Genomic DNA, 11,949 nt, shown 5'->3' on the forward strand with positions numbered 1-11,949 from the left:
TTGTCCTTCCTGGATTGATCTGATCTTGGAGCAAGAATTGCTCGTCCTGCAACAGCAGGTTTCAGGCCAGCACGAGCGTCACATTTCTATAACCAAAGTTGGCATGGAGCCTGCTTATACTTTCTCAATGCAAACGTTTGCAGAGCGCGAATCAAATCCCTTTGATCACAGGAAGCCAACAGATGAGTAACGCACTGAAATTTGTTCATCGCATCGGGCTGATGAGTTTAGTGCTGGGTTGTAGTGTCGCAGCGGCCGAGCCAGGCATCGTCTATGAACTGGGCGGCAAGTTCGACAAATCTTTCAACGAGGCGGCCTATCGCGGCGTCGAGCGCTGGAGCAAGGAGACCGGGCAGCGCGTGGCTGAATTCGAGGTCTTTGCCGAGACCCAGCGCGAGCAGGCATTGCGCCGGATGGCTGAGCGCGGCACCAATCCGGTGATTGCGATCGGTTTTTCACAGCAGTCCGCCGTTGCCAAGGTTGCCAAGGATTTTCCCGGGAAGCGCTTCGTGATCATTGACGAAGTGGTGCCCTTGCCGAACGTCCAGTCGATCCTGTTCAAGGAAAACGAAGGCAGCTACCTCGTTGGCGCACTGGCGGCGCTCTCCAGCAAGAGCGGCAAGATCGGTTTCGTTGGCGGGATGGATGTGCCGCTGATCCGCAAGTTTCAGTGCGGTTACGAGCAGGGAGCGAAGTTCGTCAATCCGGGGGTGGAGGTGATGGCCAGCATGACCGGCACCACCGGGGCGGCCTGGAACGATCCGGCACGAGGCGGTGAGCTGGCCCGGGCGCAGTTCGCGCGTGGCGTCGATGTTGTGTTTGCGGCGGCCGGTGGCACCGGGACCGGTGTTTATCAGGCGGCCAAGGATGCACGCAAGCTGGCCATCGGTGTCGACAGCAATCAGAACTACATGCAGCCGGGCACTATGCTGACCTCGATGATCAAGCGGGTCGATGAAGCGGTGTATCAGGCGCTGGTGACTACACGTACGGGGCTCTCCGTGATGGGCCTCAAGGAGGGCGGTGTGGATTACGCGCTCGACAAATACAACGCGGCACTGATCTCTTCAGAGATGACCAAGAAGGTCGAGACGATCAAGGCCGACATCATCTCCGGTCGTGTGAAAGTTCCCGACTATGTCAATGGCGTTTGCAAGTAAGCCGACAGGATACAAGGCATGAGTACGATCAAGGATGTCGCCGCGCGGGCCGGCGTGTCGTTCACCACGGTTTCCCATGTGCTCAACGGCACGCGGCGGGTGAGCGATGCAGCACGTGCCAGGGTGGAACAGGCAGTGGCCGAAATGGGCTATGCGCCCAGCGCCGTGGCGAGGGCACTGAAAACCAGTGAAACCTTCGTGTTCGGTGTGCTGGTGCCCAACATCACCAACCCCTTCTTTGCCGAGCTGACGCGCGGAATCGAAGAGCGCTGCCGGCAGACGGACTACTCGGTGTTCCTGTGCAATACGGACGATGAGTCCGAGCTGCAGACGCACTATCTGCAAACTCTGCTCGAGCGGCGCGTGGATGGGCTGCTGCTGGCGGCGGCGGCTGGTGAGCCGGAGCCGCTGGTCCGGCGTCTGGGTTTTGCGCGCGTGCCGACGGTGGTGGTAGAGCGGCGTATTCCGGGTCTGGAAGCGGATCTGGTGCGGGTCGATCATGACGCGGGGGCGCGCCTGGCCGCGTCCCACCTCGCGGCGCTGGGGCACCGGAGGATTGCCTGCCTGTCCGGCCCGTCGCGTTTCCAGGTCAGTCGCGAGCGCACGGCAGGCTGGGTTGCTGGCTTGCAGGAGGCGGGTATCGAAATCCGTGCCGACTGGATGCTGGAAGGGGATTTTTCCGCGGCGGCTGGCCATGCGCTGGCGCATGAGTTGCTCCGCCAGCGAGAGGTGACGGCCATCCTGGCCGGTAACGACATGATGGCCATCGGGGTGCTGCGTGCCGCGGCCGAACTGGGCGTGTCCGTACCCGGCGAGTTGTCCGTGATCGGTTTCGACGGCATCGATATGGGCAGCTATATGTTCCCGGCATTGACTTCGGTCGGTCATCCGATCCGCGAGCTGGGCGAGATGGCGGCATCGGTGCTGCTCGAGCGTCTGGGCAAGCGTGTGTTGCCGGTCCGTGAGGTAGTGATGGCGCCGCACCTGATCGAGCGTGCTTCCACCGGACCGGCGCCGAAAGGATGAACATGACTGAACAGGTGGAAGTGAAGCCTCTGGCCGTGCGGATGCACAACATCCACAAGCGTTTCGGCACGGTGCAGGCCAACGATGCGGTGAGCCTGAGCGTGCGGGCTGCGACGGTTCATGCGCTGGTGGGCGAGAACGGCGCGGGCAAGAGCACCCTGATGTCGGTGCTGTATGGTTTCTATCAGGCCGATGAAGGCGAGATCGAGATCGAGGGCCGTCCGGTCCGGATTCCCGATGCGCATGCCGCCATCGCGCTGGGGCTGGGCATGGTGCATCAGCACTTCATGCTGGTCGACCGGCTTAGCGCGCTCGACAACATCCTGCTCGGCGCGGAGCAGGGCTTCTTCCTGCGCCGGGCCCAGGCCATGGCGCGCGAGCGCCTGCTGGCGCTGATGCAGAGCAGCGGCCTGGTGGTGGATCTGGATGCGCGGGTGGGGGATCTGAGCGTTGGAGACCGGCAGCGTCTTGAAATCCTCAAGGCCCTGTACCGGGGTGCCCGCATCCTGATTCTGGACGAGCCGACTGCGGTGCTGACCCCCGCCGAGACCGAGCAGCTGTTTGCCGTGCTGGCCAAGCTGCGCGAGCAGGGCTGCACCGTAATCCTCATCACTCACAAGCTCAAGGAGGTGATGCGCCTGTGTGATCAGGTGACGGTGATGCGTGCCGGGCGTGTGGTGCATGAATGCGCCATTGCCGAGACGACGGTGGAGCAACTGGCGGAGGCCATGGTCGGGCGCAAGGTTTCGCTGGGGCGAAGCGAGCCCGCGGAAGAGGTGACAGGAGAGATCCGCCTCGTCGCAGAGGGTTTGCGCTTCACTGATGCCATGGGCTGTGTGCGGCTGAAAGAGGTGAGCCTGAGCCTGCGTGCCGGCGAAATCGTGGGCGTGGCCGGCGTGGCCGGCAATGGTCAGAGCGAATTGCTCGCCGTGCTCTCGGGCCTGGTAAGCCCCCAGGCGGGGCGTTTGAAATTGGGCGCGCAAACGTTTGGGGTTATGCCCGGCGAGCGCTGGCTGGATCCGCGCATAGCACGTCAGCTGGGCCTGGCCCATGTGCCGGAAGATCGTCACGCACGGGCCATGGTGATGGACTTCCCGGCGTGGGAGTCTGCTGTGCTGGGCTACGAAGCGTTGCCTGCCTATAGCCACAAGGGCTGGATGCGGCGTGCCGCGATGATGGCGGCAACGGCTGCGATGATGAGCCGCTTTGATGTGCGCCCGCCGCTGCCGCAACTGGGCAGCTCGAAATTCTCCGGCGGCAATCAGCAGAAGCTGGTGCTGGCGCGAGAGATCGGTCAGAACCCGGTGCTGCTGCTGGTGGGGCAGCCGACGCGCGGCGTCGATATCGGCGCCATCGAATTCATTCACGCCCGCCTGCGGGAGCTGCGCGATGCCGGCTGCTCGGTGCTGGTGGTGTCGAGCGAGCTGGATGAAATCCTGGCGCTGGCGGATCGCGTGCTGGTCATGAATGCCGGACGCATTACGGGTGAGTTGCCGATCGAGGCGTGCGATGAGAAAACCCTGGGCATGCTGATGAGCGAAACCGACGTCGCCCAGGTGGCTGAGGAGGCCGAGGCATGATCAGCTTCTTCAAATCGGGCGCGACCCCACCGATGCCTCGCTGGGCAGAGCTGGTGCTGATGCCGCTGGTCAATCTCGCCATCGCGTTTGCGCTGGCAGGAGGCGTCGTGGCGCTGGTCGGGCAGGCGCCGGGGCTGGTGCTGGAAACCTTGCTGCAGGGCGCTTTTGGCAGTCTGCGCGGAGTGTCTTACACGCTGTATTACACGACCAGCTTCATCTTCACCGGACTGGCCGTGGCGCTGGCTTCGCATGGCGGGCTATTCAATATCGGTGCGGAGGGGCAGGCGAGCATCGGCGGCCTGGGCATTGGCCTGCTGGCGCTATGGCTCTCGAACAGCCTGCCCTGGTATCTGATGTGGCCCCTGCTGCTGATTGCCGGCATGAGCTTTGGGGCCCTGTGGGCCGCCGTGCCGGGCTATCTGCAGGCCTGGCGGGGCAGCCATGTGGTGATCACCACCATCATGTTCAACTTCATGGCCAGCGCCTTGCTGAGCTATCTGCTGGTGCATCAGCTCAAGGTCAATGACGGCATGGCCGTGGAGAGCGCTCCCTTCGGCGCATCGGCCCATCTTTCCGGGATTCATCAGGTGCTGGCGAGCCTGGGAGTGGAATGGCCGTCTTCCCCGCTGAATCTCAGCTTTGTGCTGGCGCTGGGGGCGGCCGTGGCGGTGTATCTCCTCTTGTGGCGCAGCCGTGCGGGTTTTCGCCTGCGCGCTTTTGGCTCCAGCGCCAGCGCTGCCGAATATGCCGGTATCAATCCGCGTCATCAGACTCTGTTGGCGATGGCCTGCTCGGGAGCGCTGGCCGGGATGGTCGGGATGAATGAGATCGCTGGCGTGAATGACAAGTTGCTGCTGGATTTCGTGGGCGGCGCAGGCTTCACCGGCATCGCGGTGGCGGTGATCGGGCGCAATCATCCGTTCGGGATCGTGATGGCCAGCCTGTTGTTTGGTGCGCTGTTTCAGGGGGGCGCGGAAGTGGCTTTCGAAGTCCAGGGCTTCACCCGCGACATGGTGGTGATGCTGCAGGGCCTGATCGTGTTGGTCTCCGGCGCAATGTCGCATGTGGTGGCCGGGCCGGTGGCGCGCCTTGTGCATGCGTGTTCCCGCCGTGAGGCATCTTTTACCGAAAAGGAGACGCAGCATGGATGAGCTCATGCTGGGCACCCTGCTGGCCTCAACCCTGAGGGTGGCGACCCCGCTGATCTTGTGCGCGCTGGCGGGCGTGCTGGCGGAGCGTTCCGGGGTGATCGACATCGGCCTGGAAGGCAAGATGCTGTGTGCGGCCTTCGCTGCCGGTGCCGCCGGTGCCGTCTGGGGGAGCAGTTTTGTGGCCCTGGCGGCCGCCATTGGCGTGGCGTTCGCCCTGTCCATGCTGCATGGCTATGCCTGCGTGATCCATCGCGGGGATCAGGTGGTATCGGGTATGGCGATCAACATCCTCGCGGCGGGGCTGACCGTGGTGCTGGGCATTGCGTGCTTCCACCAGGGCGGACAGACCCCCGCGTTGCCCGATGAAGTGCGCCTGCGTGCCTTGTGGCCGGAAGCGCCGGAGGTGCTGGGGGATCTGATCGGCAATGGTCTGGCCGGCTACAACGTGCTGGTCTATCTGGCGCTGGCACTGGTGCCCGGGGTCTGGCTGCTGCTGCAGCACACCCGCTTCGGGCTGCGCTTGCGTGCTGTTGGCGAGAACCCTCACATGGTGGATGCCGCCGGCGTATCGGTGCATGGCCTGCGCTTCTCGGCACTGGCGCTCAACGGGTTGCTGTGCGGCCTGGCAGGCAGCTATCTGGTGCTGGCCCAGAACGCCGCGTTCGCCCCGCATATGACTGCAGGGCGGGGCTATATGGCGCTGGCGGCGATGATCTTTGGCAAGTGGCGCCCCTTGCCCGCCCTCGCTGCCTGCCTGCTGTTCGGTTTTCTCGATGCACTGGCCATCCGCCTGCAGGGCGCGGTGCTGCCTGTCATCGGTGAGGTGCCGGTGCAGTTCATCCAGGCACTGCCTTATCTGATGACCGTGATCCTGCTCGCCGGGTTCATGGGCAGTTCCCAGGCCCCGGGGGCTTTGGGTCGTCCCTATCTCAAGGAGCGCTGAGCATGTCAGCCATTGTTTTACCTGAATCGATTCGCACGGCCCTGTGGAAGACCGCGCTGGATGCACAGCTGCGGGCTTACGCGCCGTATTCGCACTTTCTCGTTGGCGCGGCGGTGCTGGATGAGCATGGCTGCATCCATGCCGGCTGCAATGTCGAGAACGCGGCTTACCCCGAGGGCGTATGCGCTGAAGCCGGGGCGCTCAGCACGATGGTGCTCGCCGGCAGCCGGGCAGTGAGAGCCGTGCTCGTCGTGGGTGAAGGCCCGGGGCTGGTGACGCCCTGTGGCGGCTGCCGCCAGAAGCTGCGTGAATTTGCCTTGCCCAACACCCCCATTCTCATTGCAGACAGGCAGATGGTGCGCGCCAGCTTCACGCTCGCCCAGCTGCTCCCAGAGAGCTTTGGTCCGGAACATCTTAAAAATGACAAATGACATGAACGCAGCAGAGAAACTGAAAGCGCTTTACCCCCAGCACAAGCCCCGCGTTGCGGTCGTGCTGGGATCGGGCTGGGGAGGGCTCACCGGACATGTCGTCGATCCGGTGCGGGTGCCTTACGCTGAGCTGCCCGGCTTTCCCGAGGCTACCGTGCAGGGCCATGGCGGCGAGCTGTGGCTGGGGCGAATCGGCCAGACCGAGGTGGCTGTCATGAGTGGGCGCAAACATGCCTACGAGGATGGCGTGGTTGACGGCATGCGCCTGCCGCTGGAAACGCTCAGGGACATTGGCTGCGAAGCGATCGTGCTGACCAACGCTGCGGGTAGCCTGAGGCCGGCCATGGAGCCTTGCAGCCTGATGTTGATCAATGACTACATCAATGCCACCCAGCGCTCGCCGCTGGTGGGGGAGATGGGCAGCGAGCGTTTCGTGGACATGAAGGATGCCTACGATCCCGCGCTGCGCCGGGTGGCGCATGAGGTGGCACGCGAGAGCGGCACCCGTCTGCACGAAGGCGTTTATCTGTGGAGCTTCGGCCCCCAGTTCGAAACGCCAGCGGAAATCCGCATGTTCGAGCTCATGGGGGCGGATGCCGTGGGCATGAGTACGGTGCCGGAAACCATTCTTGCGCGGCGCATGGGGCTGCCGGTGCTGGCCTTCTCGCTGATTACCAATATGGCGGCGGGGCTCTCTGGCGAGAGTCTCAGCCACTCTCACACACTGTCCCAGGCCCGAGCTGCCGGCGACACCGCCAGCGGCCTGCTGGCACGCATCATTGCCAATCTCTGAACTGCGGAGTCTTACCGATGAATACCGAACAACTGCAGCAAGCCGCGCGGATCGCCTTGGCCAGTCTGGATCTGACCACACTCAACAATCACGATACCGAAACGGACGTCGAACGGCTGTGCCGACGCGCTCAGGGCGCTTTTGGTCAGGTCGCGGCCGTGTGTGTATGGCCGCGCCTTGCGGGTTATGCGCGCAATCGTTTGCCTGACAGCATCCGGGTGGCCGCCGTTGCCAATTTTCCGGATGGCTACGCGGATGTTGAACGCGCTGTGCGGGATACCCGCGAGATTGTGGCTGCCGGTGCGCAGGAAGTGGATCTGGTGCTGCCCTGGCAGCATGTGCTGCGCGGCGATGATGCCGCTGCACTCAAGGTGATGCAGGCCACACGCGAGGCCTGCCCGGACCTGACCCTGAAGGTGATTCTGGAAACCGGCATGCTGCTGCAGCACGAAGCCATCGCCCGTGCCTCGCGCCTGGCGCTGAAGGCTGGTGCCGATTTCCTCAAGACCAGTACCGGCAAAACCACCATCAGCGCCACGCCCGAAGCTGCGCGCCTGATGCTCGAGGCGATCCGGCAGGATCCCGCGGCCGAAGGGCGTGTCGGCTTCAAGCCTTCCGGCGGAATCCGCACGGTGAGTGATGCGGCAACCTACATCGAACTGACCCGCAGCCTGCTGGGCGAGGCGGCACTTTCTGCAGAGCGTTTCCGGATCGGCGCCAGCAGCGTGCTGGACGATATCGAGCGGGTGCTCTCCGGCGAGGCCTCGCACAGCAGCGCCGCCCCTGGCGTCTACTGAAGGGGGCAGGCATGCTTGCACAGGAAGTCATACGGCATAAACGTGACGGTCTGGAACTGTCCTCCGCAGAGATCGATCACTTCGTCGATGGTCTCACCCATGGCGGCTGGAGCGATGCCCAGGCAGCCTCGATGGCCATGGCCATCTTTCTCAATGGCATGAGCCAGACTGAAAAGGTGAGCCTGACCCGGGCGATGATGAACTCCGGGGATGTCTTGAAGTGGGGCCAGGCCCATCTGCCGGGGCCGGTGCTCGACAAGCATTCCACCGGCGGCGTGGGCGACAAGGTGAGCCTGCCGCTGGCGCCGATCCTCGCCGCATGTGGTGCCTTCGTGCCGATGATTTCGGGGCGTGGCTTGGGCCATACCGGCGGAACGCTCGACAAGTTCGACAGCATTCCCGGCTATCAGACCGCACCATCGCTGGAGCGCCTGCGCGCCTGCCTGACGGAAGCGGGCTGCGCCATCATCGGCCAGACCGGTGAGCTCGCGCCGGCAGATCGGCGCCTCTACGGCATTCGCGACGTGACCGCAACCGTCGAATCCATTCCCCTGATCACGGCCAGCATCCTGTCGAAGAAACTGGCGGCAGGCTTGCAGGGCCTGGTGATGGATGTGAAGACGGGCAACGGCGCTTTCGCTGCCAGTCTCGAGATGGCTCGCGCCCTGGCGCAATCGCTGGTGGAGGTGGCGGTGGGTGCGGGCTTGCCAACGCGGGCCTGGATCACCGACATGAATCAGGTGCTGGGCGACTCCTGCGGCAATGCGCTGGAAATGCATGAAGCGCTGGCCTTGCTCAAGGGGGAGCCGGTGGATGCGCGTCTGCTGGAGCTGACCCGCGTGTTGTGTGCCGAGTTGCTGTGCATCGGCGGCATTACGGCGGATTTTGGTGCCGGGCTGGAACGTGTCGACGCTGCCCTGCGTAGTGGTGCGGCGCTGGAGCGCTTCTCCAGCATGGTGTTTGCGCTGGGCGGGCCGGCAGACTTTGCTGAGCGTCCGAATCAGTATCTGGCTGCCGCCCCGGTGCGTGGTGACTTCGTTGCGCCATATGCTGGATGGGTCTCTGGTGTGGCAACGCGGGATATTGGCTTGCTGCTGATCGAACTGGGCGGCGGGCGTCGCCAGACGAGTGACCGCATCGATTATCGCGTGGGCCTCACCGGGGTGGCTGGCATCGGCCGGAAGGTGGCCGCCGGTGAGGTGCTGGCGCATATTCACGCGGCAGACGCGGCAGGGCTGGCGCTGGCACAGGCACAACTGGCAAAGAGTTTCACGCTCAGCGAGGCGCCGGTGCAAACACGCCCGGTGCTGGTCGAAGCCTGCCGGGGAGGCGTTTAGCATGGCGCGCGCCATTGTTGTGGTGCTGGACTCGCTTGGCATCGGTGCGACGCCGGATGCCGGGGCCTACGGGGATGCCGGAGCCAACACGCTGGGGAACATCGCTGCCCGCTGTGCGGTGCAAGGCCAGCCTCTGAAACTGCCCAATCTTGCCCGCCTCGGTCTGCCGCAGGCCGCGCAGCTGGCAAGCGGGGTCTGGCCGCAAGCCATGCCGGTTGATTTCTCGCCCGTGGGAGCCTGGGCCGCTGCACGCGAACGCAGCCGCGGCAAGGATACGCCCAGCGGGCACTGGGAACTCATGGGCTGCCCGGTCGAATTTGACTGGGGCTACTTCCCGCGCGCCGAGTCACCGGCAGAAAACGTTTTTCCTGCTGCACAACTGCAGCGCTGGCTGACCATCTGCGATCTGCCGGGCAGCCTTGGCAACACCCACGCCAGTGGCACCGAAATCATCGAGTGCTTTGGCGACGAGCATGTCCGTACCGGCTGGCCGATCTGCTACACCAGCAGCGACAGCGTGTTCCAGATCGCCGCGCACGAAGAGCATTTCGGTCTTGCACGGCTGTATGACATTTGCGAGAAGGCGAAAGTCATTTTCGACGAACTGAACATTGCCCGGGTTATCGCACGTCCCTTCGTGGATGCCGCGCCCGGGCAGGCGCAGCGCTTTCGCCGTACCGGCAACCGGCACGATTACACCACGCCGCCGGTTTCCCGCACCTTGCTGGATGCGCTCGTCGAAGCGGGCAGGGAAGTTCACGGTGTGGGCAAGATTCGCGACATTTTTGCAGCGCGTGGCGTCACCCACCATCACGCCGCCGACGGCAATGCCGCACTCTGCGAAGCAACGCTGGCCGCGATGTCGGCCTGTGCGTCGGGTGGGATGGTGTTCGCCAATCTGGTCGATTTCGACATGTTGTATGGCCATCGCCGTGACATTCAGGGTTACGCCGATGCACTGCGAGAGTTCGATGCTTTCCTGCCGCGCCTTCTGGCTGCGATGCAGGACGGTGATGTGCTGGTGCTCACGGCCGACCATGGTTGCGATCCCTCCTGGCCTGGCAGTGATCACACGCGCGAACACGTACCGCTGCTGTTTGCCGGTGCCGGCGTACCTGCCGGGCGTTCCCTCGGTGTGCGCGAGAGCTTTGCCGATCTTGCCCAGACCCTGGCTGCACACCTCGGGCTGGCGCCTGTGGCGTGCGGTGAGAAAGCGTGGTGAGCGGAATGCACCAAGAGGGAATTTCCTGCACCAAGCTGGATGCCGAAAGCGGGAAATTTTTCCGCCTCGGGGCGCATTTCATCTCCTTGTCACGCGGCGCGCAGAAAATCGCCGCTGTTATATCTAAAGACATACTCGATTGTTTATTTACGTCATTACAAGGCAAACGTTTGCATTCTGGTTTTAACCGTATGGAGACGGTGTTTTACTGTCCGTTTGGCGGAAATTTCCTGAAAACGGCTGTTTTGAATTTTTTAAGTAATTTGAAGCAAAAAGTGGCATTCAAATTGCTAAAAGGTATCTGCAAGCACAGTTTTTCCGTGTGTTGCCTGTAAAGAGCGCAAACGTTTGCTTAATCAGCCGAAGAGAGTCGTCAGCCATGTTGCATTTTGAAGAGCCGCCCCCCCGCAAAGCCCGCATCGAGATCATCCCGATGATCGACGTGATGATGTTTTTGTTGATCTTCTTCGTGTTGATCAGCCTGAACGTGATTCCTGCCTTCGGCCTCAAGACGACGTTGCCCGATAGCAAGACCGCTTCACGGGCGACGGTCGATGAGGCGCCGATCGTGGTGTCCTTGCAGGCGGATGGCTCCGTGGCGCTGGACGGGCAGCTGCTGGCGTCCGAGCAGTTGGGCGGAGCGGCGAAGGCCGCGCATCAAAAAGATCCTAAAAAGCGCTTCATCGTCAGTGCGGATCAGACCGTGCAGTGGAAAGGCGTGGTGGCTGCGATGGATGCCTTGCGCGAGCAGGGGATTGAGTCGATCACCTTTGCGACCAAGCGGGTGCAGTGATGATCCTGGAATCCATCTACGGTCATCGCGATCCGGCTGCTGTTGGCGGCATGCTGATCGTCATGGCCGCCCTGTTCGGAGCCTGGCAGTTCATGCCGCCGCCTCCGCAACTGATCTCTGCGCGGGATGAAACCGTCATCACGATGGAGGATCTGCCGCTGCCTCCTCCTCCTGAAGCACCGCCGCCACCGCCGAAAGTGGAGCCGCCTCCGGAGACCCCGCAGCCAGTGGTGAAGGCTGTTCAACCCACTCCGGCACCCACTCCGACGCCAACGCCGATGCCAACACCAGCCCCGGCCGCTCCGTCGCCGACTCCGGTGCCGACGCCGCAGCCGCCCACCCCGGCTCCGCCACCGCCACCCCCGCCGCCACAGCCTGTGCGTGCCGCATCGGCCTCTGCCGATCAGGCCTACGAGGCGAACCTGCGGGCCTATCTGGAAAGCATCAAGCGCTATCCGAACAGTCGTGAGGCAAGGCAGTTGCGCCCCACTGGCGTGGTCAAGATCTGGATCGAGATCGACCGTGAAGGCCGGCTGCTCGATGCCGGCGTCGAGACTTCGTCCGGAACCATGTTGCTGGACAAGGAGGCCCTGCGCACCGTGCGCAATGGTCGATACCAGGCTTTCCCCGGTGAAGCTTTTACCGGTCAGGGCATGCGCCGCTTTGCGGTGCCCATCGAATACGTGCTGGAAGGAACTTCGTGATGCGTCCCTCCT

13 protein-coding genes are annotated in these 11,949 nt (G+C 63.4%); all 13 read left to right on the forward strand.

What is annotated here, in order from left to right; genetic code table 11:
• Positions 1-182 precede the first annotated feature (182 nt).
• The 13 genes from C0V76_RS14660 to C0V76_RS19950 are packed head-to-tail and all read left to right on the forward strand — an operon-like array spanning position 183 to position 11,937.
• A complete protein-coding gene (locus C0V76_RS14660; RefSeq protein WP_101943358.1) occupies positions 183-1,160 on the forward strand; it encodes a BMP family protein in 978 nt (325 codons plus the stop codon).
• An 18-nt stretch (positions 1,161-1,178) separates the two neighbouring features.
• Positions 1,179-2,186 (forward strand): LacI family DNA-binding transcriptional regulator, encoded by a 1,008-nt coding sequence (locus C0V76_RS14665; RefSeq protein WP_101943359.1) that lies wholly within the window; start codon positions 1,179-1,181, stop codon positions 2,184-2,186.
• Entirely contained in the window at positions 2,183-3,766 is a 1,584-nt protein-coding gene (locus C0V76_RS14670; protein ID WP_173894004.1) for an ABC transporter ATP-binding protein, read from the forward strand. The genes C0V76_RS14665 and C0V76_RS14670 overlap by 4 nt, the downstream gene beginning before the upstream one ends.
• Positions 3,763-4,917 (forward strand): ABC transporter permease, encoded by a 1,155-nt coding sequence (locus tag C0V76_RS14675; RefSeq protein WP_101943361.1) that lies wholly within the window; start codon positions 3,763-3,765, stop codon positions 4,915-4,917. The genes C0V76_RS14670 and C0V76_RS14675 overlap by 4 nt, the downstream gene beginning before the upstream one ends.
• Entirely contained in the window at positions 4,910-5,860 is a 951-nt protein-coding gene (locus tag C0V76_RS14680) for an ABC transporter permease (protein ID WP_101943362.1), read from the forward strand. The genes C0V76_RS14675 and C0V76_RS14680 overlap by 8 nt, the downstream gene beginning before the upstream one ends.
• Before the next feature lie 2 nt (positions 5,861-5,862).
• Positions 5,863-6,291 (forward strand): cytidine deaminase, encoded by a 429-nt coding sequence (gene cdd, locus C0V76_RS14685; protein ID WP_101943363.1) that lies wholly within the window; start codon positions 5,863-5,865, stop codon positions 6,289-6,291.
• A 1-nt stretch (position 6,292) separates the two neighbouring features.
• Positions 6,293-7,084, forward strand: a complete 792-nt coding sequence (locus C0V76_RS14690; protein ID WP_216821749.1) for a purine-nucleoside phosphorylase — start codon at positions 6,293-6,295, stop codon at positions 7,082-7,084.
• Between the two features lie 17 nt (positions 7,085-7,101).
• Complete coding sequence (gene deoC / locus C0V76_RS14695) at positions 7,102-7,881, forward strand: deoxyribose-phosphate aldolase (RefSeq protein WP_101943365.1); 780 nt, start codon at positions 7,102-7,104, stop codon at positions 7,879-7,881.
• 11 nt (positions 7,882-7,892) lie between these two features.
• Entirely contained in the window at positions 7,893-9,218 is a 1,326-nt protein-coding gene (gene deoA / locus C0V76_RS14700; RefSeq protein ID WP_101943366.1) for a thymidine phosphorylase, read from the forward strand.
• A gap of 1 nt (position 9,219) precedes the next feature.
• On the forward strand, positions 9,220-10,440 hold the full coding sequence (locus C0V76_RS14705) for a phosphopentomutase (RefSeq protein WP_101943367.1): 1,221 nt from the start codon (positions 9,220-9,222) through the stop codon (positions 10,438-10,440).
• Positions 10,437-10,775: a hypothetical protein gene (locus tag C0V76_RS19690; RefSeq protein WP_143707436.1), complete on the forward strand. Its 339-nt coding sequence runs from the start codon at positions 10,437-10,439 to the stop codon at positions 10,773-10,775. The genes C0V76_RS14705 and C0V76_RS19690 overlap by 4 nt, the downstream gene beginning before the upstream one ends.
• 44 nt (positions 10,776-10,819) lie before the next feature.
• On the forward strand, positions 10,820-11,233 hold the full coding sequence (locus C0V76_RS14710) for a biopolymer transporter ExbD (RefSeq protein ID WP_101943368.1): 414 nt from the start codon (positions 10,820-10,822) through the stop codon (positions 11,231-11,233).
• Complete coding sequence (locus tag C0V76_RS19950) at positions 11,233-11,937, forward strand: energy transducer TonB (RefSeq protein WP_158239253.1); 705 nt, start codon at positions 11,233-11,235, stop codon at positions 11,935-11,937. Before C0V76_RS14710 ends, C0V76_RS19950 begins: the two co-directional genes overlap by 1 nt.
• Positions 11,938-11,949: the final 12 nt, after the last annotated feature.

Source organism: Uliginosibacterium sp. TH139 (genome assembly GCF_002855595.1).
Lineage (GTDB): Bacteria > Pseudomonadota > Gammaproteobacteria > Burkholderiales > Rhodocyclaceae > Uliginosibacterium > Uliginosibacterium aquaticum.

What these genes read in the sequence shown, in the direction of transcription:
- C0V76_RS14660 (WP_101943358.1), top strand. Translation starts at nt 183, where the DNA reads ATGAGTAACGCACTGAAATTTGTTCATCGCATCGGGCTGATGAGTTTA.
- C0V76_RS14665 (WP_101943359.1), top strand. Translation starts at nt 1,179, where the DNA reads ATGAGTACGATCAAGGATGTCGCCGCGCGGGCCGGCGTGTCGTTCACC.
- C0V76_RS14670 (WP_173894004.1), top strand. Translation starts at nt 2,183, where the DNA reads ATGAACATGACTGAACAGGTGGAAGTGAAGCCTCTGGCCGTGCGGATG.
- C0V76_RS14675 (WP_101943361.1), top strand. Translation starts at nt 3,763, where the DNA reads ATGATCAGCTTCTTCAAATCGGGCGCGACCCCACCGATGCCTCGCTGG.
- C0V76_RS14680 (WP_101943362.1), top strand. Translation starts at nt 4,910, where the DNA reads ATGGATGAGCTCATGCTGGGCACCCTGCTGGCCTCAACCCTGAGGGTG.
- cdd (WP_101943363.1), top strand. Translation starts at nt 5,863, where the DNA reads ATGTCAGCCATTGTTTTACCTGAATCGATTCGCACGGCCCTGTGGAAG.
- C0V76_RS14690 (WP_216821749.1), top strand. Translation starts at nt 6,293, where the DNA reads ATGAACGCAGCAGAGAAACTGAAAGCGCTTTACCCCCAGCACAAGCCC.
- deoC (WP_101943365.1), top strand. Translation starts at nt 7,102, where the DNA reads ATGAATACCGAACAACTGCAGCAAGCCGCGCGGATCGCCTTGGCCAGT.
- deoA (WP_101943366.1), top strand. Translation starts at nt 7,893, where the DNA reads ATGCTTGCACAGGAAGTCATACGGCATAAACGTGACGGTCTGGAACTG.
- C0V76_RS14705 (WP_101943367.1), top strand. Translation starts at nt 9,220, where the DNA reads ATGGCGCGCGCCATTGTTGTGGTGCTGGACTCGCTTGGCATCGGTGCG.
- C0V76_RS14710 (WP_101943368.1), top strand. Translation starts at nt 10,820, where the DNA reads ATGTTGCATTTTGAAGAGCCGCCCCCCCGCAAAGCCCGCATCGAGATC.
- C0V76_RS19950 (WP_158239253.1), top strand. Translation starts at nt 11,233, where the DNA reads ATGATCCTGGAATCCATCTACGGTCATCGCGATCCGGCTGCTGTTGGC.